Source organism: Pseudomonas sp. So3.2b (assembly GCF_019464415.1).
Lineage (GTDB): Bacteria > Pseudomonadota > Gammaproteobacteria > Pseudomonadales > Pseudomonadaceae > Aquipseudomonas > Aquipseudomonas shahriarae.
Map to the genome: position 1 here is coordinate 5,846,848 of NZ_CP080494.1, position 22,894 is coordinate 5,869,741.

General features: G+C 61.5%; 19 protein-coding genes. 4 read left to right on the forward strand and 15 right to left on the reverse strand.

Going from position 1 to position 22,894, the window contains the following annotated elements:
* Positions 1-75: 75 nt before the first annotated feature.
* The 7 genes from purU to K1X80_RS26505 all read right to left on the reverse strand — a co-directional run bounded on the left by purU (position 76) and on the right by K1X80_RS26505 (position 8,679).
* Positions 76-933, reverse strand: a complete 858-nt coding sequence (gene purU / locus K1X80_RS26475) for a formyltetrahydrofolate deformylase (protein WP_057960830.1) — start codon at positions 931-933, stop codon at positions 76-78.
* A 164-nt stretch (positions 934-1,097) separates the two neighbouring features.
* Positions 1,098-1,730, reverse strand: coding sequence for a sarcosine oxidase subunit gamma (locus K1X80_RS26480; protein WP_057440271.1), 633 nt, complete (start codon positions 1,728-1,730; stop codon positions 1,098-1,100).
* Positions 1,731-1,855: 125 nt separating this feature from the next.
* Positions 1,856-4,873 (reverse strand): sarcosine oxidase subunit alpha, encoded by a 3,018-nt coding sequence (locus K1X80_RS26485; protein WP_120734260.1) that lies wholly within the window; start codon positions 4,871-4,873, stop codon positions 1,856-1,858.
* On the reverse strand, positions 4,870-5,172 hold the full coding sequence (locus K1X80_RS26490) for a sarcosine oxidase subunit delta (protein ID WP_057440270.1): 303 nt from the start codon (positions 5,170-5,172) through the stop codon (positions 4,870-4,872). Before K1X80_RS26490 ends, K1X80_RS26485 begins: the two co-directional genes overlap by 4 nt.
* Before the next feature lie 15 nt (positions 5,173-5,187).
* On the reverse strand, positions 5,188-6,438 hold the full coding sequence (locus K1X80_RS26495) for a sarcosine oxidase subunit beta (RefSeq protein WP_010207084.1): 1,251 nt from the start codon (positions 6,436-6,438) through the stop codon (positions 5,188-5,190).
* Between the two features lie 22 nt (positions 6,439-6,460).
* Positions 6,461-7,714 (reverse strand): serine hydroxymethyltransferase, encoded by a 1,254-nt coding sequence (locus K1X80_RS26500; RefSeq protein ID WP_057440269.1) that lies wholly within the window; start codon positions 7,712-7,714, stop codon positions 6,461-6,463.
* Between the two features lie 236 nt (positions 7,715-7,950).
* Positions 7,951-8,679 carry a TraX family protein gene (locus K1X80_RS26505; protein ID WP_120734261.1) on the reverse strand — a complete coding sequence of 243 codons (729 nt, stop codon included), beginning with the start codon at positions 8,677-8,679 and terminating at the stop codon, positions 7,951-7,953.
* A gap of 90 nt (positions 8,680-8,769) precedes the next feature.
* Between K1X80_RS26505 and K1X80_RS26510 the strand changes: the two genes are divergently transcribed.
* The 3 genes from K1X80_RS26510 (at position 8,770) to K1X80_RS26520 (ending at position 10,818) form a co-directional block, all read left to right on the forward strand.
* Positions 8,770-9,810 (forward strand): low specificity L-threonine aldolase, encoded by a 1,041-nt coding sequence (locus K1X80_RS26510; protein WP_032858640.1) that lies wholly within the window; start codon positions 8,770-8,772, stop codon positions 9,808-9,810.
* Between the two features lie 201 nt (positions 9,811-10,011).
* Positions 10,012-10,212 (forward strand): hypothetical protein, encoded by a 201-nt coding sequence (locus tag K1X80_RS26515; RefSeq protein WP_057960834.1) that lies wholly within the window; start codon positions 10,012-10,014, stop codon positions 10,210-10,212.
* 72 nt (positions 10,213-10,284) lie between these two features.
* Entirely contained in the window at positions 10,285-10,818 is a 534-nt protein-coding gene (locus tag K1X80_RS26520; RefSeq protein ID WP_220172578.1) for an REP-associated tyrosine transposase, read from the forward strand.
* Between the two features lie 124 nt (positions 10,819-10,942).
* Here the strand turns inward: K1X80_RS26520 and gbcB are convergent, their stop codons facing one another.
* Entirely contained in the window at positions 10,943-12,043 is a 1,101-nt protein-coding gene (gene gbcB / locus K1X80_RS26525) for a glycine-betaine demethylase subunit GbcB (protein ID WP_057440266.1), read from the reverse strand.
* A gap of 281 nt (positions 12,044-12,324) precedes the next feature.
* Here gbcB and gbcA point away from each other — a divergent pair, with 281 nt between their 5' ends.
* Entirely contained in the window at positions 12,325-13,620 is a 1,296-nt protein-coding gene (gbcA, locus tag K1X80_RS26530) for a glycine-betaine demethylase subunit GbcA (RefSeq protein WP_220172579.1), read from the forward strand.
* A gap of 691 nt (positions 13,621-14,311) precedes the next feature.
* Here gbcA and K1X80_RS26535 read toward each other — a convergent pair.
* From K1X80_RS26535 to K1X80_RS26565, 7 genes are all read right to left on the reverse strand, one after another.
* Complete coding sequence (locus tag K1X80_RS26535) at positions 14,312-14,878, reverse strand: GNAT family N-acetyltransferase (RefSeq protein WP_057960837.1); 567 nt, start codon at positions 14,876-14,878, stop codon at positions 14,312-14,314.
* A gap of 98 nt (positions 14,879-14,976) precedes the next feature.
* A complete protein-coding gene (locus K1X80_RS26540; RefSeq protein WP_057440263.1) occupies positions 14,977-15,747 on the reverse strand; it encodes an electron transfer flavoprotein subunit beta in 771 nt (256 codons plus the stop codon).
* 15 nt (positions 15,748-15,762) lie between these two features.
* Positions 15,763-16,983 carry an electron transfer flavoprotein subunit alpha/FixB family protein gene (locus K1X80_RS26545; RefSeq protein WP_057960838.1) on the reverse strand — a complete coding sequence of 407 codons (1,221 nt, stop codon included), beginning with the start codon at positions 16,981-16,983 and terminating at the stop codon, positions 15,763-15,765.
* Positions 16,983-18,920: a dimethylglycine demethylation protein DgcB gene (gene dgcB / locus K1X80_RS26550; RefSeq protein ID WP_220172580.1), complete on the reverse strand. Its 1,938-nt coding sequence runs from the start codon at positions 18,918-18,920 to the stop codon at positions 16,983-16,985. Before dgcB ends, K1X80_RS26545 begins: the two co-directional genes overlap by 1 nt.
* Positions 18,921-19,075: 155 nt before the next feature.
* The gene (gene dgcA / locus K1X80_RS26555; protein ID WP_057960840.1) at positions 19,076-21,136 is read right to left on the reverse strand and encodes a dimethylglycine demethylation protein DgcA; all 2,061 of its coding nucleotides are present in this window, start codon (positions 21,134-21,136) and stop codon (positions 19,076-19,078) included.
* A gap of 15 nt (positions 21,137-21,151) precedes the next feature.
* The gene (locus K1X80_RS26560) at positions 21,152-21,682 is read right to left on the reverse strand and encodes a DUF5943 domain-containing protein (RefSeq protein WP_027606002.1); all 531 of its coding nucleotides are present in this window, start codon (positions 21,680-21,682) and stop codon (positions 21,152-21,154) included.
* 69 nt (positions 21,683-21,751) lie between these two features.
* Complete coding sequence (locus K1X80_RS26565) at positions 21,752-22,729, reverse strand: dipeptidase (RefSeq protein WP_032858660.1); 978 nt, start codon at positions 22,727-22,729, stop codon at positions 21,752-21,754.
* Positions 22,730-22,894: the final 165 nt, after the last annotated feature.

Here is a 22,894-nt window from a genome sequence, read left to right on the forward strand (position 1 = left end):
TCATCGCGGGCAAGTCCGCTCCCACAGGGTTCACATATCACCCGGTGGGAGCTGGCTTGCCTGCGATGGCGTCAGTCAGAGCACCACCGTTCTATTGGCGTTCAAGAACACCCGTCGCTCAATGTGGTACCCCACCGCCCGCGCCAATGTCAGTCCCTCGATATCCCGCCCCTTGGCAATCAGGTCCTCGGGATAGTGGCTGTGATCCACCACTTCCACGCCCTGGGCGATGATCGGGCCTTCGTCCAGGTCGTTATTGATGTAATGCGCAGTGGCGCCAACCAACTTCACCCCTTTGTTGTATGCCTGGTGATACGGCTTGGCGCCCTTGAAGCCCGGCAGCAACGAGTGATGGATATTGATCGCCTTGCCATCCAACTTGCGGCACAGCTCCGGCGACAGCACTTGCATGTAGCGCGCAAGGATCACCAGTTCGGCCCCCGTCTCTTCAATCACTTGCCACACCTGGCGCTCTTGGGACGGTTTGTCATTGGGGTCGAGGGGGAAATGGTAGTAAGGAATCTGGTGCCAGTCGGCCAATGGCTTGAGATCGGGGTGGTTGGACACCACTGCGACCACGTCCATCGACAATTGGCCGATGCGTTGGCGGTACAACAGATCGTTGAGGCAGTGATCGGCCTTGGACACCATGATCACCACTTTTGGCCGGTAGTTCGGCGCCGTCAGCTCGAAGATCATGCCAAAGGCTTCGCCGCGGGTGGCCAGGCCATCGCGGAAACCTTGCTCGTCAAAGTCGTCGGGCTGGCGGAATTCCACGCGGATAAAAAAACGCCCGGAGAGGCGGTCATCGAACGAATGGTGCTCGGTGACGTAGCAGCCCTGCTCGAACAGATAGCGGGTGACCGCGTCCACCGTGCCGAGCACGCTGGGGCAGTCGGCGGTCAAAATCCATGTATCGGGTGCGCGGCTCATACTTGAATCCTCAGGCCTTTGTGGCGAGGGGGCTTGCCCCCGTTGGGCTGCGAAGCAGCCCTGAAATCAGCCACTCGGTTCTTTCAGAAAAACTGCAGTGACCTTACCGGGACCGCTGCGCGCTCCAACGGGGGCAAGCCCCCTCGCCACAACAGCCCATCTGCTCAGGCTTGGACACTCAGGCCGTATTCGGCCGAGGCATCCTGCAGCCACAACCACCAATAGTCCGAGAAGCTGCGACGAATCAGCAGTTCCCAGGTGTCTTCAGCGGTATGGCGGATCACCAGTTGCGACTTGGCGAACACCGTGCCCACGGCCTTGCCCACCGGGAAGTTGTCGGGGTGCACGTCGTAACTGGTGGATTTCATCAGCACATCGCGTACGTTCGGGCCGCTCAGTTCGAGGATCTGCTGGCCGCCGCTGACGTTGACGATCTGGATATGCAAATCCCCCAGGGCCGCGCGCAGGTTTTGCTCGGCGGCAAATTCCTCACCGCTCGGCACGATCAGCAACCATTCATCCGGGCCGAGCCATTGCAGGCTGGTTTCACCTTTGACGATCACGCTCAGGGCACCCGGCAGTTCGATGCCCAGGGCCTTGTGCACGCCGGCGGCGAACGCGGCATCGTGGCCATCGCCGCGCAGGGTCAGGTGGCCGAGGAGTTTCTTTTCACGCACGATCACGCCGGCGTTCTTGCGCCCCTTGCCGACCAGGCTGGCGAGGTCGGCATGGTGCAGCGACGACTCGGCCTTGGCGCCGGTGGTGGGGCGTTGTTGGTACACATTGGCTGCGGTCATAAAGCACCTTTCTTGAATTCTGTTGTGCGGCTTCTGCCGCCATCGCGAGCAAGCTCGCTCCCACATTTCGGAATGCATTTCCCCAGTGGGAGCGGGCTTGCTCGCGAAGGCCGCACCTCGGTCTATCAGATGTTCTGGCGCTCGCCTTTCGGGTCAAAGAACACCGAAGACACAATCTCCGCTTCGATCACACTGCCATCCGCCTGCGGTGAGAACACCCGCTCGCCCATACGCTTCAAGCCGCCCTTGACCACCGCCATCGCAAACGAATAGCCGAGGGAGTTGTGCGCATAGCTGGAGGTCACGTGGCCGACCATCTTCATCGGGATGCTCTGCTTCGGATCGAACACCAGCTGCGCGCCCTCAGGCAGCCACACTTTCGGGTCAATCGGCTTCAGGCCCACCAGTTGCTTGCGCTCTTCACGCACGCAGTCTTCGCGGTTCATCCCGCGCCAGCCGATCCACGAGAACGGTTTGGTGCGGCCCACACACCAGCCCATGTTGAGGTCGTCCGGGGTCATCGAGCCGTCGGTGTCCTGGCCGACGATAATGAAGCCCTTCTCGGCCCGCAGTACGTGCATGGTCTCGGTGCCATACGGGGTCAGGTTGTACTGTTTGCCAGCCTCGACAATCTGTTCCAGCACGCCCATGGCGTAGTCGGCCTGCACGTTGACTTCATAGGACAGCTCACCGGTAAACGAGATACGGAACACCCGCGCCGGCACGCCGCCCACCAAACCTTCTTTCCAGGTCATGAACGGGAAGCCGTCCTTGTCCAGGTCGATATCGGTGACTTCGCTCAACAGCTTGCGACTGTTGGGCCCGGACAAGGTCATGGTCGCCCAGTGGTCGGTGACCGAGGTGAAGTACACCTTGAGGTCCGGCCACTCGGTCTGCTGGTAGATTTCCAGCCACTGCAGCACGCGGGCGGCGCCGCCAGTGGTGGTGGTCATCAGGAAGTGGTTGTCGGCAAGGCAGGCGGTCACGCCGTCGTCGAAGACCATGCCGTCTTCCTTGCACATCAGGCCGTAGCGCGCCTTGCCCACGTCGAGCTTGGTCCAGGCGTTGCTGTAGATGCGGTTGAGGAACTCGCGGGCATCCGGGCCTTGAATGTCGATTTTACCCAGGGTCGAAGCGTCCAGCAGGCCGACGCTGTCGCGCACGGCCAGGCATTCGCGCTTGACTGCCGCATGCAGGTCTTCACCGTTGCGCGGGAAGTACCACGGGCGTTTCCACTGGCCGACATCTTCAAACTCGGCGCCGTTTTTCACGTGCCAGGCTTGCAGCGCGGTGTAGCGCACCGGCTCGAAGATGTGCCCACAGTGCCGGCCCGCTACCGCGCCGAAGGTTACCGGCGTGTAGTTGGGGCGGAACATGGTGGTGCCCATCTGCGGGATGGTCACGTTCAGCGAGCGGGCCGCGATGGCCAGGCCGTTGACGTTGCCCAGCTTGCCCTGGTCGGTGCCGAAGCCCAGCGCGGTGTAGCGCTTGACGTGCTCCACCGACTCGAACCCTTCGCGGGTCGCCAGTTCGATGGCGGCGGCGGTGACGTCGTTCTGCAGGTCGACAAATTGCTTGGGCGCCCGTGCAGTGGCTTTTTCGTGAGGCACCTGGAACAGGGCCAGGGTCGGCTCTTCCAAGCGCGTCAGGGCCTTGGGCAGCGTACCTTCCACCGGAGCAAACCCAGCCTCGCTGGCCGCGCGCACGCCGCCTTCAAAGCCATCGGCCAGGGAGTCACCCAAGCCGTAGACACCGTTGATCCCCCCCACGCACACACGTTTCTGCGGCGCTTCGCCCGGTACAAAACCGAGGATATCTTCACGCCAGGTCGGCTTGCCGCCCAGGTGCGAAGCCAAGTGCACCACCGGGCTATAGCCGCCGGAGCTGGCCACCAGGTCGCAGTCCAGCCACTCGCCGGGGCTGGTGACCTTATGTGCTTTGACGTCGATGGCGGCCACACGGGCGCCGGTCACATGCTTACTGCCACGGGCTTCGATCACGGCACTGCCGGTGAGGATGCGAATGCCTTTGGCGCGCGCTTCTTCCACCAGCGCGCCGCGTGGGTTGTGGCGTGCATCGGCCACCGCGACCACGGTGAGGCCAGCGTCGAACCAATCCAGCGCCACACGGTAAGCGTGATCGTTGTTGGTCGACAGCAGCAGTTTTTTACCCGGCGCCACGCCGTAACGGCGCACGTAGGTCGAAACTGCACCGGCGAGCATATTGCCCGGCACATCGTTGTTGCCGTACACCAGTGGACGCTCACACGCGCCGGTCGCCAGCACCACACGCTTGGCACGCACACGGTGAATACGCTGGCGCACCACGCCAATCGGCGCACGGTCACCGAGGTGATCGGTGAGGCGCTCATGGATGGTCAGGAAGTTATGGTCGTGGTAACCATTGACGGTAGCGCGAGGCAGCAGCACCACGTCTGGCAGGGCCTTGAGCTCGGCGATCACACTGGCGACCCATTCGGTCGCCGGCTTGCCGTCGAGGTTTTCGCGCGAATCGAGCAACGACCCGCCGAACTCTTCCTGCTCATCAGCGATGATCACCCGCGCGCCACTGCGCGCAGCGGCCAGGGCCGCTGCCAGGCCGGCAGGGCCGGCGCCGACGATCAGCACGTCGCAATGGCGGTTCATGTAGTCGTAGGTGTCCGGATCGTTCTCGGTCGGCGAGCGGCCAAGCCCGGCGGCCTTGCGGATGTACTTCTCGTAGGTCATCCAGAACGATTGCGGGTACATGAAGGTTTTGTAGTAGAAACCCGGCGGCATCAGCTTGCCGCCGACCTTGCCGAGTATGCCCATCATGTCGTTGTTCACGCTCGGCCAGCCATTGGTGCTGGTGGCGACCAGGCCCTGGTACAGCGCCTGTTGCGTGGCGCGCACGTTAGGGATCTGCGTGGCTTCGGTGGCACCGATCTGCAGCACCGCGTTCGGCTCTTCGGCGCCGGCGGCGAAGATGCCGCGCGGGCGCGAGTACTTGAAGCTGCGGCCGATGATATCCACACCGTTGGCCAGCAAGGCGGCAGCCAGGGTGTCGCCTTCAAAGCCTTTATAGCTCTGGCCGTTGAAGGTAAACGTCAGGACTTTATTACGGTCGATGCGGCCACCGTTGGACAGGCGATTGATCTGGCTCATACCTTCTCTCCAGAAGCCTTGGCGGTGAATTGCGGCTGGGTACCGATCTTGTAGGTTTCAAGAATTTCGTAGGTCAGGGTGTCGCGGGTCGCGTTGAAGTACTGGCGGCAACCGGCGGCATGGATCCACAGTTCGTGGTGCAGGCCACGGGGGTTATCGCGGAAGAACATGTAGTCGCCCCACTCTTCATCGGTGCAGGCATTCGGGTCCAGCGGGCGCGGGATATGCGCTTGGCCGGAGGCATGGAATTCCTCTTCGGAGCGCAGTTCGCCACAGTGAGGACAGAAGATATGCAACATAGGGAATTTCTCCTGTTAGTGGGCGACGGCCGCAGCGCCGTGTTCGTCGATCAGCGCACCGTTGTGGAAACGGTCGATGGAGAAAGGTGCCGCCAGCGGGTGCATCTCACCCTTGGCCAGGCTCGCGGCAAACACGTTGCCTGAACCGGGGGTGGCCTTGAAGCCACCGGTGCCCCAGCCGCAGTTGAAAAACATGTTCGGTACCGGGGTCTTGGAGATGATCGGGCAGGCGTCCGGCGTGGTGTCGACGATGCCGCCCCACTGACGGTTCATGCGCACCCGCGACAGCACCGGGAACATCTCGACGATGGCCTGGATGGTGTGCTCGATCACCGGGTACGAGCCACGCTGGCCGTATCCGTTATAGCCGTCGATACCGGCGCCGATCACCAGGTCGCCCTTGTCGGACTGGCTGATGTACCCGTGCACGGCGTTGGACATGATCACGCTGTCGATAATCGGCTTGATCGGCTCCGACACCAACGCTTGCAGCGGGTGGGATTCAATAGGCAGGCGGAACCCGGCCAGCGAGGCCATATGCCCGGAGTTACCGGCTGTGACCACCCCGACGCGCTTGGCGCCGATAAAGCCCTTGTTGGTTTCCACGCCGATGCACACGCCGTTTTCCTTGCGAAAACCGATGACTTCGGTCTGCTGGATCAGGTCCACGCCCAAGGCATCGGCAGCACGGGCAAAGCCCCACGCCACAGCATCGTGACGGGCCACGCCGCCGCGCCGTTGCACGGTGGCACCCAGTACCGGGTAGCGGGTGTTTTTCGAGCAATCGAGGTACGGAATCTCGTCCGCGACCTGCTTGGCATTCAGCAGCTCACCGTCCACACCGTTGAGGCGGTTGGCGCTCACGCGACGCTCGGAATCACGGATGTCCTGCAGGGTGTGGCACAGGTTGTAGACGCCACGCTGGGAGAACATCACGTTGTAGTTCAGGTCCTGGGACAAACCTTCCCAGAGCTTCATCGCATGCTCATAGAGATGCGCCGACTCGTCCCACAGGTAGTTGGAACGCACAATGGTGGTGTTGCGTGCGGTGTTACCGCCGCCCAGCCAGCCTTTCTCGACCACGGCCACATTGGTGATGCCGTGCTCCTTGGCCAGGTAGTAAGCGGTGGCCAGACCATGCCCGCCGCCGCCGACGATGACCACGTCGTAGACCTTTTTCGGGGTCGGCGTGCGCCACATCTTCTGCCAGTTTTCGTGATGGCTGAGGGAGTGCTTGAAGAGGCCGAAGCCTGAGTAGCGTTGCATAGGCATTACTCCAAAACCGCGCTCAGCGATAAACCGGGAAATCAGCGCACAGCGCAGACACGTGCTTGGCCACATTGGCCTCGACATCGGCGTCACCGAGGTTGTCGAGGATGTCGCAGATCCAGCCCGCCAGCTCCACGCATTGCGTCACCTTGAAACCACGGGTGGTCACCGCCGGGGTACCGATGCGCAGGCCCGAAGTCACGAACGGCGACTGCGGGTCATTGGGCACGGCGTTCTTGTTGACGGTGATGTGGGCGCGACCGAGGGCGGCGTCTGCGTCCTTGCCGGTCAGGCCCTGGCGGATCAGGCTGACCAGGAACAGGTGGTTATCGGTGCCGCCGGACACTACATCGTAGCCGCGTTTGATAAACACGCTGGCCATGGCCTGGGCGTTGTCGATCACCTGCTGTTGATACGCTTTGAAGCCTGGCTCCATTGCCTCCTTGAAGCACACCGCCTTGCCCGCGATCACATGCATCAACGGGCCGCCCTGGGCGCCGGGGAATACAGCGGAGTTGAGTTTTTTCTCAATCTCTTCGTTGGACTTGGCCAGGATCAAGCCGCCACGTGGACCGCGCAAAGTTTTGTGGGTGGTGGTGGTGACCACATCGGCGTAAGGCAGCGGGTTCGGGTACAGACCCGCAGCCACCAGGCCGGCGACGTGAGCCATGTCAACGAACAGCAGCGCACCGACCTTGTCGGCGATGGCGCGAAAACGCGGGAAGTCCAGGGTCTTGGAATAGGCGGAGAAGCCGGCAACGATCATCTTCGGCTTGTGTTCCACGGCCAGGCGCTCGACTTCGTCGTAGTCGATCAGCCCGGTGTCGGTATTGATGCCGTACTGCACCGCGTTGTACAGCTTGCCCGAGGACGACACCTTGGCGCCGTGGGTCAGGTGACCGCCGTGGGCCAGGCTCATGCCGAGGATGGTGTCACCGGCATTGATCAGCGCCAGGTACACCGCACTGTTGGCGGACGAACCGGAGTGCGGCTGCACGTTGGCGTAATCGGCGCCGAACAGTTGCTTGGCGCGCTCGATGGCCAGGGCCTCGACTTTATCCACATGCTCGCAGCCGCCATAGTAGCGCTTGCCAGGGTAGCCTTCGGCGTACTTGTTGGTCAGGCCACTGCCCTGGGCCTGCATCACACGCTTGCTGGTGTAGTTCTCCGACGCGATCAGCTCGATATGATCTTCCTGGCGCTGCTCCTCGGCATTCATGGCCGCCAGCAGTGCGTCGTCATATCCCTGGATCTGGTCTTGTTTGCTGAACATCGCGTCTCTCCCAGCCTTTCGTATTGTTGAGGCCCGTGCAGGGCCCTTTGATGCGATGGTAGGGCTGGCGCAGGCAGGTCAAATGCCTACGCACGCCACGCAAAGGTGCGTTTACGACATGGCCAGAACAACACTGAACAAATGTGGGAGCGGGCTTGCTCGCGAATGCGGTGTGTCAGGCAGCACATGCATTGGCTGGGCCACCGCATTCGCGAGCAAGCCCGCTCCCACAGGGGCTATGTGATGACCTTTCGAAGGAGTAGCAGCAGTAAGAAATGCGCGGGATAAAGTGCATACGCCCAGCGGCGCATGGCCGGGGGCGAGGCGCCTTGGGCATGGCGCAACAAGACCAATCCGGCCAGTGGCGCAATCAGGCAGGTGGCCAACCCGAACATCGCGACGAGATTGCCGCTATTGAGTAAGACCTGCCATTGATTGGCAGCTACACACACCAACCCCGGCAACACGCTGAAATACCAGGGGCGACTAAACACCAACAACATCGCCAGCGGCAGCAATACACCAAAAAAGCCGAACATCAGTTGCGCCGAGAACACAGCGCCGGCCAGCAGGGCAATCAGCGCCAATCCGCGGTCAAAAAGCGTCTTTTGCTGCCATCCTCGGGCAACCAGCAAACCCAGCGCCAGGGTCGGCAGCACATTCAATGTATCGGCATTGTCGATAAACAGCCGATACGGCACCTCGCTGATCACGCTGAACAGCAGCAGCCACCCCAGGTAACGCCATTGCCCGGTGACGGGTGCATCACGGACCCGCTGCAAATTGGCCGCAATCGCCAGGCAAAACCACGGGAACGCCAGGCGCCCCGGCACGTACAGGCCATCGAGGCTTAAACCGACATAGCGCAAGTGGTCCAGCACCATGCTCAATAGCGCCAGCCATTTGAGCAGGTCCAGCGCGCCATCGCGCTCGCGCTGTAAAGGAATCGTTTCAGTACCGTGCATAATTCCCCAGAGACTTTGCATTAACAGTGCGTGCGCGCGCCGGATATTCTTGGTTAAAGTGCGCACCAACATCGACCACAGGAACGGGCCATGACCGACAAGAGCCAACAATTTGCCAGTGACAACTATTCCGGTATCTGCCCGGAAGCCTGGGCCGCCATGGAGCTCGCCAACCAGGGCCATCAACGCGCCTATGGCGATGATGAATGGACCCACCGCGCCGCCGACGGTTTCCGCAAACTGTTCGAAACCGACTGTGAAGTGTTCTTCGCCTTCAACGGAACAGCGGCCAACTCCCTGGCCCTGTCTTCCTTGTGCCAGAGCTACCATAGCGTGATTTGCTCGGAAACCGCCCACGTCGAGACCGACGAATGCGGCGCGCCGGAGTTTTTCTCCAACGGCTCCAAGCTGCTCACCGCGCGCACCGAAAACGGCAAGCTGACCCCCGAATCCATCCGCGAGATCGCCCTCAAGCGCCAGGACATCCACTACCCCAAGCCCCGCGTCGTGACCCTGACCCAGGCCACCGAAGTGGGCAGCGTGTACACCCCGGATGAAATCCGCGCCATCAGCGCCACCTGCAAGGAACTGGGGCTGAACCTGCACATGGACGGCGCACGCTTCTCAAACGCCTGCGCCTTCCTCGGCTGCTCGCCTGCCGACCTGACCTGGAAAGCCGGTGTGGATGTGCTGTGTTTTGGCGGCACCAAAAACGGCATGGCGGTGGGTGAAGCGATCCTGTTCTTCAACCACAAGCTGGCGGAAGACTTCGATTACCGCTGCAAACAGGCCGGCCAACTGGCGTCGAAAATGCGCTTCCTTTCCGCCCCTTGGGTCGGCCTGCTGGAAAACGACGCCTGGCTCAAACATGCACGCCACGCCAACCACTGCGCCCAGTTGCTCAGCAGCCTGGTAGCGGATATTCCCGGCGTGGAATTGATGTTCCCGGTGCAGGCCAACGGCGTGTTCCTGCAACTCTCGGAACCGGCCATCGCGGCGCTGACGGCCAAGGGCTGGCGCTTCTACACCTTCATCGGCAAGGGCGGTGCGCGCTTCATGTGTGCGTGGGATACCGAGGAAGAACGGGTGCGTGAACTGGCAGCGGATATTCGTGAGGTGATGGGCGCCTGATCTCATCCGGCTTGCCGGTGTGGGCCTGATACTGGCGGAATGCCGAGACTATTTTTTGATATTTCTGACAGCACCCAGCCTGCTCTTCATGGGCTAGCCTCTTGGAACCCGCAAGGAAAGGCCACTGCACAGGCCACCTTGCGGGCCACACTGCCTGCCGAACTATCGGCCGGAAACGGAAATCCAGCAGAGGACTGCACCATGGAAAATCAAACCTTCGGCAACATCCTGCAAAGCGATACCCAACTCTCGACCACCCTCGTCGGCTGGGATGAATTCCGCAAACTGGCGAAGGTCGGTGACATCATCCAGGAACCTGGCCAGACCTTGAGAATCACCGAAAAAGTCTTCGAACCGACAGCTTCAGGCGAGCAATTCGCGATTCATATCTACGCCCGCTAACTTCCTGACCGTTCCCACGCTCTGCGTGGGAACGCCTCCCAGGACGCTCTGCGCCCCCTCAAGGATGAGCCTATGGGTAGAAGCCGCTACGTCATCACCGAACCCGAAAAACCACACTTCCTGACATGTACCGTCATGGAGTGGCTACCACTGTTCACCCGTGACTACCTCGTCAGTCATCTTCTGGATTGTTGGCGATATCAACAAAACCACCACGCCCTCAACCTTTATGGCTACGTCGTCCTGGAAAACCACCTGCACTTCGTCGCTCAGGCGCCTGACCTGAGCAAATGCGTCAGCCAATTCAAATCCTTCACAGCTCGAACCATCATCGATGACCTGCACAGCAAAGGCGCTGAACGGGCATTACAACGTCTGCGCTTTTGCAGACGTGCACACAAGGTAGATCGGGTGTATCAACTCTGGCAGGAAGGCTCACATGCCGAGTTGGTATACAGCGAGGCGGTGATGCGCCAGAAGCTTGATTACATCCACCACAACCCAGTGAAGCGGGGTTATGTGGACCTTGCTGAACACTGGAGGTACTCCAGTGCTCGCAACTATTTGGGCATGGAGGGGTTGATCGACATCCAGCGCTGGTATTGAAGATCGTTCCCACGCTCTGCGTGGGAACGCAGCCTGTGACGCTCCGCGTCACATCGCACACAAGGGACGCGGAGCGTCCCGGGAGGCATTCCCACGCGGAGCGTGGGAACGATCAGGGGGGGTATTAGAACTCGATCCGCACATCGCCCTTCGGCACGCTGCAGCACGACAGGATGTAGCCTTCGGCTTCGTCTTCCTCGGTAATCCCGCCGTTGTGCTCCATCTCCACTTCCCCACCCAGTTTCATCACCTTGCATGTGCCGCATATGCCCATGCCGCAGGCCTTGGGAATCAGCAGGCCCAGCTTGGCAGCTGCCGCATGCACGGTTTCCCCGGGTGCCACACGAATGCTTTTGCCTGACGAGATAAATTCCACCTGGTGCAGATCCGCCAGGTCGATTTCCGGCGCATCGGCGGCCTGTTCGGCTTGTTCCACAGCATCGGCCCGCGCCTCCGGTGGCGTGGCGCCGAAGGATTCCTCGTGGTAACGGCTCATGTCGAAGCCATTGGCTTCCAGCAGGCGCTTGACCGCGTTCATATAGGGCGTAGGGCCGCAGCAGAACACTTCGCGCTCAAGGAAGTCCGGCACCATCAGTTCGAGCATTTTCTGGTTGAGGTAACCCCGATAACCGGCCCACGGCTCGCCCAGGCCATGTTTCTCACAGATCAGGTGCAGGCTGAAGTTGTCGATGCGCGACGCCATATGTTCCAGCTCGCGGTGGTAGATGATGTCTTTCGGCGAGCGGGCACTGTGCACAAACACCATGTCGACATTGGCGTTGGTGTCGTAATACCAGCGCGCCATGGACATCACCGGGGTGATCCCCACGCCGCCGCTGAGGTACAGCACCTTGGGGTTGCTGAAGTCGATGGCATTGAACAGCCCGACCGGCCCGTGTACCGCCAGCTCCTGGCCTTCGTGCAGGGTGTCGTGCAACCAGTTGGAGACCTTGCCACCCGGCACGCGCTTGATCGTCACCGAGAAGCTGTAGGGCACCGATGGCGAGCTGGAAATGGTGTACGAGCGCATGATCGGCTGGCCGTCGATCTCCAGCTCCAGGGTGACGAACTGCCCCGGCTTGAAAAAGAACAGGATCGGCTGGTCGGCCATAAAGCAGAAGGTGCGCACATCCCAGGTTTCCTGGATGACTTTGACGCAACGGACGATGTGCCGACCATTGGCCCAGGTCTGGGTGGTGACAGGATTCAGGAAGCTGTTGGACATGCTGTTCTCCACGGCCGTAGTTCGGCTTGATGCTGGCGATTCTGCGTAACGCCGCGACCTGCCATTTACCTATCTGCGACATTCGCATACTTATCGCGACCAGCCCCCATACCACTGGGGTTGCGCGTCGGGAACAGAGTGGGCCATGTCGTTAATGGATAAGGTTGCGGGCAGCACCGGGCCCACACTCGCAGCCAACAACGACGCTTTCTTTACGCCTTGCTGCAAACCTGATCAGCCACTTATCGCGGCCACACAGAATGGCCTTGAGGACACACATAATGGACGTCACCGCAACCTTGAGCTTGGGCGATCCGCTGGAACCCGCACGCAAGGCCACCGCGCAAATGCTGCAAGAGCGCGAGCGCACTTTTTCGCTGCCCCAGCCGTTTTACTCTGACCAGCGGCTGTTCGATATCGACATGCAAGAGATCTTCCAGAAGGAATGGTTGATCGCCGGCATGACCTGCGAAATCCCGGCCAAGGGCAACTACCTGACCCTGCAGATCGGCAAGAACCCGATCATCGTGATTCGTGGCCCCGAAGGCGTGGTGCATGCCTTCCACAACGTCTGCCGCCATCGCGGCTCGCGCCTGTGCACCAGCGACAAGGGCAAGGTCGCCAAACTGGTGTGCCATTACCACCAGTGGACCTACGAACTGGACGGGCGCTTGCTGTTCGCCGGTACCGAGATGGGCGCCGACTTCGACATGAAGCAGTACGGCCTCAAACCGGTGAACGTGAAGACCGCCGGCGGCTACATATTTATCAGCCTGGCCGAGAACCCACCGGCCATTGATGACTTTTTGTCGACGCTGAACCATTACATGGAACCCTACGACATGGAAAACACCAAGGTGGCGATCCAGACCACCTTGTTCGAAAAAGCCAACTGGAAACTGGTGCTGGAAAACAACCGCGAGTGCTACCACTGCAACGCCTCCCACCCCGAGTTGCTGAAAACCCTGCTGGAATGGGACGACGTCACCGACCCACGGGCCGACCAGGCCTTCAAGGACCACGTTGCCGCTTCAGCCGCCGCCTGGGACGCCGAGAAGATCCCTTACGCCCACGCCAGCTTCGGCCTGCGCAACCGCATCGTGCGCATGCCGCTGCTCAAGGGCACCGTGTCGATGACCCTGGATGGCAAGCAGGGCTGCAAGAAACTGATGGGCCGCATCAAGAACCCCGACCTCGGCTCGATGCGCATCCTGCACCTGCCGCACTCGTGGAACCACTGCATGGGCGATCACATCATCGTCTTCACGGTATGGCCGATCAGCGCCCAGGAAACCATGGTCACCACCAAGTGGCTGGTGCACAAGGACGCTGTGGAAGGGGTGGACTACGACGTCGAGCGCATGCGCCAAGTGTGGGACGCGACCAACGACCAGGACCGGCGCCTGGCCGAGGAGAACCAGCGCGGGATCAACTCCACCGCTTACCAGCCGGGGCCGTACTCCAAGACCTATGAGTTTGGCGTGGTGAACTTTGTGGACTGGTACAGCGAGCGCATGCTGAACAACCTGGGGGCGGCACCGGCGCCGTACCTCAAAGGTGTCGCCGCACACGAGTAACCGACGCACCAGAGATCAAAAATGTGGGAGCAAGTCTGCTCCCACATTTTGATACTCATCTGTTCATAAATTGACCATCACTGCTCCAGCCCGCTACTACCCTGCCCTCCAGCCATCGCCCAACAACTTATCCACAAACCCACCCACAGCAATTGTGGGCAACTGCCCTGTTCCCTCGAAATAAAACCAAGAAAATCCGTGACTTATTCAAAGCAGCAGGTTTTATCCAACATTGATCAGTTTTTAACCAGAAGCTCACAAGCCACGTTCTATATGGCCTGCAGAGGAACGCAAACACCTTATCCACAGAAGCGCCAACAGACTTTGGGGGCAACTTTGCCCCTTCTGTGGAAAACCGCCTGCAACCGAGCAAAATCGAGGCTTTACGCGCGTAGATCGGTTGAAACAGCGATATTGATCATTTTTCAACCAGCTCACTACAAGCCTTTATCTCTATGGCTTGCAGCGGATAGCGAACATCTTATCCACAGAAGCACCAACAGACTTTGGGGGCAACTCTGAGCGAGGCTATTTCCTTATCCACAGAAAAAGCCGAGCAAAAACCGTCGCTTAGGTTGGTTGTTTTTCGTACAGAGGGCTGCAGGGCTTGATTTCACTGGGGTGTGGACAACCGCGAACAGGTTATCCACAGGTGAGCCAACAGGGATTGTGGGTAACCCCCAGTCGAGGACTACGGGTACTGCATCAAATAAGCTTTGCCGGTGACACCTAGCATCGGGTGAGGGGTTATCTGGCAACTGTCGACAATCCGAAAGCCATGGCGCTCATAGAACCTCAGGGCACCGGTATTGGCCGCATAGTCAATCAGGCTCAAGCCGATAAGCCCAAGGTGCTCGGCCCGCTGTCGGGCATGGGCGAGAAATTGCACGCCCAAGCCTTGGCCGCGCCAACCTTCGTGCAGCGCCAGGCTGGAAATATAAAGGGTATCGGGGATCTCCAGGTCCGCGTAGGGAGCAAGGACTGGATCGGTAACCGGCTCTGCATCCGGATCATGGCGCATGACATAACTGTGCATCATGCCCACCACCACGCCCTCTGATTCGGCGATCAGGCAATTTTCATAAGAGAAATCCACACCCGAGCGCGCATAACGGCTGGCGCCAACGTCCAGGAGTTCCTGGCCTGGCTCTGCGAGCTGGCTCCAGATGTAAGCCGCGGCTCCTTCTGAAGAGATCAGGAACAGACGCGCTATATCGCGGGCATCGGCGGGCACTGCCGCACGGAAGTTGACGGGCATGGGGCTGGATCCTTTGGCTGAAAATTTATTTATTTAAGCTCACACCCAGGCACTGGCAAAGGCTGGCATCGCGGTATGTATGTGCGATTATTTCAGCCCTAGCGAACCACACCCTCCTCAATCAGCAGCTTGAGAATTGCCTCAGCGCCCGCCTCAGGGCTTACCCCCTTCAGCACCTGCCCACCTCCGCCGCTGGCCTTGGCCGTGGCGGCCTTCATGCGGTCGGCGCCGCTCTTGGCCTTGATCACCTTGAGCCGCTTGGGCCGAGGCTTGGCCGGTTGCAGCACGGCGCCTGTGAATAACTCATCGTCCACCACCGCCACGTCGTGCTCCTGCAGCACGCCACGCTGGGCCGGGCCGTAGGCGCTTTGCCGCGGCTTGGGCCCGGCGTTATCCACCGTGGCCAGAAACGGCAGGCGCACTTTCAGGCGTCGCCGCTGACCACGAGGCAGCGCTTGCAGTACCTGGGCTACGCCGCTGTCGATGGACTCCACCTGAGCCAGGCCGACAATCAGCGGCCAGCCCAGTTGCTCGGCCAGCAGGAACGGCAACATCCCCGAGCCCTCGCCCGTTTCGGCCTGGCTGCCGGTAAGCACCACCTGCGCACCAGTGTCCCGCAGGTAGTCGCCGAGCACTGGCAGGGCATCGGCGCCGGCCGGTTGTTCCAGCACGTGTAACTGCGCCAGCCCCATGCCCAGGTAAGCACGCAGGGTCGGCTCGGCGATATCGCCGGCATGCAGCACTTGCAGGTTATCCCCAGCCAGTTGCAACCCCAGCTCGACGGCACGCGCATCCTGTTCGGCGCGGCGTGGCCGGCCGGAGGTCGGGTGGGCGCCTATGGATACCAGGCTGATTACATGGGTGGTCATGGCCATATCCTTTGTTTAAGCCGCATCGCGCTTGGCGCCGTTACGGTGGGCCTGGACCGCAGCAATCAAGGCCCGGAGAATGTCGCCGCTGTCGCCGATCACCGACAGGTCGGCGCGCTTGATCATGTCGCAACCCGGATCGAGGTTGATCGCCACCACCTTGTCGCAGGCACCGATGCCTTGCAGGTGCTGGATCGCCCCGGAAATCCCGACCGCCACATACACCCGGGCGGTGACCCAGATACCACTGGCACCCACCTGGCGATCACGAGCCATGAAGCCATCATCCACCGCCACCCGCGACGCACCTTCGGTAGCGCCCAAGGCCGCGGCCGTCTGATGGAACAAGTCCCAGTCCTTGACCCCATTGCCACCGGAGAAAATAAACTCGGCCTCGGCCATGGGAATCGCACCGGGATCCACTGCCACCGCACCCAGATCCTCAATACGCGGCAAGCCGCGCGCCAGGGCTGTGGATAACTCCACCGGCAACACTTCATGGCGCGTTTCGCTGACGGGATCGGCACATTCCACAGCAGCGAGGATCAGCCGTGGCAGCGGGCGCGCCAGGTCTTCCTGGCCCGCGCCGGCACGGCCGATGCACTCATTACCCTTGATCTGCCACACCCGGGTGGCCGGGCGTTCCTTGAGGCTCGCGGCAAAGCGCCGCCCCAGTTCACCCCCGCCACTGCGGCTGTCGGGCAGCAGCCAATGACGCGGGCGGAACTGGTTATCCACAGCCCGCAGGCCATGGACCCGCTGCTCCGGTGAATAACCCTCGAATTCGTGGCCGTCGAGCACCAGCAGGCGATCCACGCCGGCCGTGTCGAAGGCACTTTCCTTATGTTCGCCAAACACCACCGCCAGCACCGCACCGTCGCTGCCGGCCAGTTGCCGCGCCAGGCCCAGCAAGTCGCGGTCGTGGCTGCTCAGGCGGCCGCCGACCATGTCCGGCACCACGTTGATGTAAAACGTCGGGGCTGGCACCTGGTGCAGCGGCAACTGCACTTGCGCCGCGGCCGTACGTTTGGTCGCACCGCCCTGCTGGGCGCCGCTGCGGTCGATCCGCTTGATGCCGTTGGGGCCGATAAAACCGATGCCATGCACATTTTTACGGATGATGCCGTTAGGCCCCATCCAGCTGTGCTGCTCCGGTTGCATCGCCGCATGCAGCGGGTGCAAGCGGTTGCGGGCGATCCATTCGGCCCGTGGGTCGCGGCGGATAATGTCGCTCATCAGTGGACCTCCGCTGGCACACGTGTGTTCTTGGCCGGTGCGGCCTCTTCGAGCAAGGCATCCGCCACCAACTCGGCAATGTCCTTGATCAGTGGGCGGGGCTCGACCACCCCTTCGAGCATCGCCGTGCACTGTGGACAACCCACGGCCACCAGCTCGGCGCCGGTCTCGCGGATGTCTTCCATACGCATGTCGGGGATGCGCTGCTTGCCGGGAATATCAGTGATCGGCGCGCCGCCACCGCCACCGCAGCAACGGGAACGGAAACCCGAACGTTGCATCTCCTTGACCTCAATCCCCAGCGCCCGCAGCACTTGGCGCGGGGCCTCGTACTCACCGTTATAGCGCCCCAGGTAGCACGGGTCGTGGTAGGTCACGCTGTTGCCCTTGTGCTGGCCCAGGTTCAGCAGGCCTGCGTCGATCAGCTCGGCCATGTAGGTGCTGTGGTGCTGCACCTGGTAGTTGCCGTCGAAGGCGCCGTATTCGTTTTTCAACACATGGAAGCTATGGGGATCGCAGGTCACGATGCGCTTGAAGCGGTACTTGGCCAGGGTCTGGATATTGCGCGCGGCCAGCAGTTGGAACGTCGCCTCATCGCCCAGACGCCGGGCCACGTCGCCGCTGTCGCGCTCCTCCAGGCCCAGTACGGCGAAGTCGACCTTGGCCGCTTTCAGCACTTTGACGAAGGCGCGCAAAGTGCGCTGGTTGCGCATGTCGAAGGCGCCGTCACCGACCCAGAACAGCACGTCGGTGGTTTGCTTGTCGCCGAGCAATGGCAGGTTCAAATCCGCCGCCCAGTTCATCCGCCCACCCGGGGCGAATCCGCCGGGGTTGTCGGTGGCGATCAGGTTCTCCAGGACTTCGGCGCCCTTGTTCGGCGTGGCACCTTTTTCCAGGGTCAGGTGGCGGCGCATATCAACGATGGCGTCTACGTGCTCGATCATCATCGGGCACTCTTCGACGCAGGCACGGCAGGTGGTACACGACCACAATGTCTCGGCGTCCACCAGGCCATTGACGATCGGTTGGTGCGGATTGCCGCCGTGTTCGCCCACGGGCTTGCCGGGATACGGGCTGCCGGCGAACTTGGCATCCGTGCCGCCGGCCAGGCCGACCACCATGTCCTGGATCAGCTTTTTCGGGTTCAGCGGCTGGCCGGCGGCGAAGGCCGGGCACGCGGCTTCGCACTTGCCGCACTGCACACAGGCGTCAAAACCGAGCAGTTGGTTCCAGGTGAAATCCTTGGGTTTTTCCACGCCCAGGGGCGCGTTCTTGTCGGCCAGGTCCAGCGGCTTCAAGCCGGTGGAACGGCCACCGCCAAAGCGTTCGGCGCGGCGGTGCCAGGCCAGGTGCAGGGCGCCGGCAAAGGCGTGTTTCATTGGCCCGCCCCAGGTCATGCCGAAGAACATTTCCGACACGCCCCACAGCACGCCCACACCGAGCAGCGCGGCCAACAGCCAGCCACCGAAGTCGGCAGGCAGGAGCCCGGCCACCGGCAACGTCACCAGGAAGAAGCTCACCGAAAACGCCATCAGGCTTTTCGGCAGACGCATCCACGGGCCTTTGGACAGCCGCGACGGCGGGTTGCGCCGGCGCAGATAGACGAAGGTGGCGCCGACAAACATCAGCAGCGATGCCAGCAGCAAGGCGTAGCCGAGGATACGGTTGTGCAGGCCGAAGCCGTGCACCAGGATCGCCAGCAACGCCGACAGCACAAAGCCCAGGGCCGTGGCGACGTGGGTGTTGGCGATATATTTGTCGCGGGCGACCACGTGGTGCAGGTCGACCATATAGCGCTTGGGCATGGCCAGCAGGCCACCCAGCAAGTCGACCTTGGCGGCACGGCCACGGCGCCACATATTCACCCGGCGCAGGGCGCCGAGGACGGCGAGGCCCATCGCTGCGAACAAAAGAACAGGAAGCAAGGTGTTCAACATGGTGAAGCTCCCACAGACCACACAGGTCTAATGTGGGAGCGGGCTTGCTCGCGAAGGCGGTGCATCAGCCACCGGATGTATCGACTGACACACCGCTTTCGCGAGCAAGCCCGCTCCCACATTTTTGACCGAGTCCACATTGGTTCGGTGTTGGGTCAGAAATCCTTGCACAGGCGCAGGGCGTCGTAGATCGCAGCGTGGGTATTGCGCTGGGCCACACAGTCGCCGATGCGGAACAGCAAGTAGCCCTCCCCCGGCTCGCTCAGGCACGGTTGCGGCTTGATCGCGAACAGCGCCTCAACGTCCATCTGCCCCTTGTTGCGCGCCCCTTGCTTGAGGGCGTAGTAGATTTCTTCGTCCGGACGCACGCCGTTCTCCACCACCACCTGGTCCACCACCCGCTCTTCCTTGGCGCCGGTGTACTCGTTCTCCAGCACGGCGATGAGTTTGTCGCCCTCGCGGTAGACCTTCTCCAGCATCATGTCGCCGGTCATGATCACTTCCTTGGGGTACATGCTGCGGTAGTAGGTCGGGAATGACGTACCGCCGATGGCCACGCCAGGCTTGATATCGTCAGTGACGATCTCGACCTGGCAGCCCTTGTCGGCCAAAAAGTCCGCCACCGACATGCCGGTGAACTCGCAGATGGTGTCGTACACCAGCACGTTCTTGCCCGGCGCCACCTTGCCGTCGAGCACGTCCCAACTGCTGACCACCAGGCCTTCTGCCGCGCCCCAGTGTTCGTTCTGCTCGAGGAACGGGTGCCCGCCCACGGCCAGCACCACCACATCGGGACGCAGGTCGAGGATGGTCGCGGCATCGGCCGCCACGCCCAGGCGCAGGTCGACGTTCAGCCGCGCCAGTTCCAGCTGGAACCAGCGGGTGATACCGGCGATCTGGTCGCGCTGCGGCGCCTTGGACGCCGTGGTGATCTGCCCGCCGATAAAGTCTTTTTTCTCCAACAGGGTCACGTCGTGGCCGCGCTCGGCAGCGACCCGCGCCGCTTCCATCCCGGCCGGGCCGGCACCGACCACCACCACTTTGCGCTTGGGCCCGGTGGATTTTTCGATGATGTGCGGCACGCCCATGTATTCACGGGAGGTCGCGGCATTCTGGATGCACAGCACGTCCAGGCCCTGGTACTGGCGGTCGATGCAATAGTTGGCGCCGACACACTGCTTGATCTGGTCGATCTGGCCCATTTTGATCTTGGCGATCAGGTGCGGGTCGGCCATATGCGCGCGGGTCATGCCGACCATGTCCACATAGCCGCCTTCGAGGATGCGCGTGGCCTGGTTCGGGTCCTTGATGTTCTGCGCGTGCAGCACCGGGACCTTGACCACTTCCTTGATCCCGGCGGCCAGGTGCAGGAACGGCTCCGGCGGGAAACTCATATTGGGGATCACGTTGGCCAGGGTGTTGTGCGTGTCGCACCCCGAGCCGACCACGCCGATAAAGTCGAGCATGCCGGTGTCGTCGTAATACTTGGCGATCTGCTTCATGTCCTCGTGGGACAGGCCGTCCGGGTGGAACTCGTCACCGCACAGGCGGATGCCGACGCAAAAATCCGGGCCGACTTCTGCACGCACGGCCTTGAGCACTTCCAGGCCGAATTTCATCCGCCCCTCGAAGCTGCCGCCCCATTCATCGGTACGCTTGTTGACTCGCGGGCTCCAGAACTGGTCGATCATGTGCTGGTGCACCGCCGACAGTTCCACGCCATCCAGGCCACCGGCCTTGGCCCGAGCTGCGGCGCTGGCGTAGTTGCCGATCACCCGCCAGATTTCTTCCGGTTCGATGGTCTTGCAGGTCGCACGGTGTACCGGCTCACGCACGCCGGAGGGCGACATCAGGGTTGGCCAGTTGAAGCCGTCCCAACGCGAGCGACGGCCCATGTGGGTAATCTGGATCATGATCTTGGCGCCATGCTTGTGCATCGCGTCAGCCAGGTTCTGGAAGTGCGGGATGATGCGGTCGGTGGACAGGTTCACCGAACTCCACCACTCCTGCGGGCTGTCGATCGCCACCACCGAGGAGCCGCCACAGATCGCCAGGCCAATACCGCCCTTGGCTTTCTCTTCGTAATACTTCACATAACGCTCGGTGGTCATCCCGCCGTCGGTGGCATACACCTCGGCGTGGGCGGTACTGAGCACGCGGTTGCGGATGGTCAGTTTGCCGATCTGGATCGGCGCAAACATTGCTTCGAAAGCCATGGCACGGTCCTCGGCTTACAACGGCTTGACGGTGAACAAGCCGTCATCGTGGCCCTCTTCGGAGCCTCCGTAGACTTGTTCGGCGACAGTGCGGATCTGGCTGCCGCGCGCTTGCAGAATCTGGTCCATGGCGCCGGCAAACCAGCCGGTGAACATGTAGTCCACTTTGCGCCCGACCTTGCCGTACACATACACAAAGGCCGAGTGTTCGAGCTTGACGCTGGCAGTGCCTTTGTCGAGGTCGATGTCCTGGATCTTGAACAGGCCCCAGCCGCGCTGCGACAGGCGCTTCATGTAGTGCTCGAACACCGCGACGCCTTCCAGGCCGTGGCATTCGGCTTCTTTTTCACACCAGTGCCAGGCCGACTTGTAGCCGGCCTTGTAGAGGATTTCGGCGTAGGCTTCAGCGCCCAGCACTTCCTCGATGCCCATATGGTTGTTGACGAAGAAATGGCGCGGCACGTACAGCATCGGCAGGGCGTCGGAGGTCCAGACACCGGTTTCGCTGTCGACTTCGATAGGCAATTGCGGGGCGATCTTGGCCATGGAAACTTAACTCCAGAAAATTCTTGGTAATGCCCCGGCGCGAATGGCCGGGGGAGAAAAAACGATGGCTTATTCGCCCCAGACGTCTTTCAACACGTTGACCCAGTTTTCACCCATGATCTTGCGCACCACGCGTTCGCTGTGGCCGCGCTTGAGCAGGGTCTCGGTCAGGTTGGGGAACTCGCCCACGGTACGAATGCCCAGCGGGTTGATGATTTTTCCGAAGCTGGTCAGGCGGCGGGCGTAGCCCTTGTCATGGGTCAGCATTTCGAAGAAATCCTGGCCATGGCCCTGGGTAAAGTCGGTGCCGATGCCGATGGCGTCTTCGCCAACGATATTCATGGTGTACTCGATGGCTTCGGCGTAGTCGTCGATGGTCGAGTCAATGCCCTTGGCCAGGAACGGCGCAAACATGGTCACGCCGACAAAACCACCGTGGTCGGCAATGAATTTGAGTTCTGCATCGGATTTGTTGCGCGGGTGCTCTTTGAGCCCGGACGGCAGGCAGTGGGAGTAGCACACCGGTTTTTTCGATTCGAGGATGACTTCTTCGGATGTCTTGGAGCCGACGTGGGACAGGTCGCACATGATGCCGACACGGTTCATCTCGCCGACGATTTCACGCCCGAAGCCCGACAGGCCGCCGTCGCGCTCGTAGCAGCCGGTGCCCACCAGGTTCTGGGTGTTGTAGCACATCTGCACCACGCCGACGCCGAGCTGCTTGAAGATCTCGACATAGCCGAGTTGGTCTTCAAAGGCATGGGCATTCTGGAAGCCGAAGATGATGCCGGTCTTGCCCTGCTCTTTGGCGCGGCGGATATCGGCGGTGGTCTTCACCGGGATCACCAGGTCGCTGTTCTCGCGGATCAGGGTCTGGCTGGCCACGATGTTATTGATCGTGGCCTGGAAGCCTTCCCACACCGACACCGTGCAGTTGGCGGCGGTCAGGCCACCCTTGCGCATGTCCTCGAACAGGTCGCGGTTCCACTTGGCAATGATCAGCCCGTCGATAACGATGCTGTCGGCGTGCAGTTCGGCTGGGCTCATCAGGCGTCCCCTTATTGGCGATTCATGCGCCGAATCGTCTGCCGGCGCTTTGGGGCCAGCATATGCCCAGGGGCTGACGGAGCCGGGTGCAAAAACGACAGGGGAATTGCCGAAAGCGTCAATCCACGACAAAGGGTGCACGGACGTGTCTGTCCTGCATCTGTT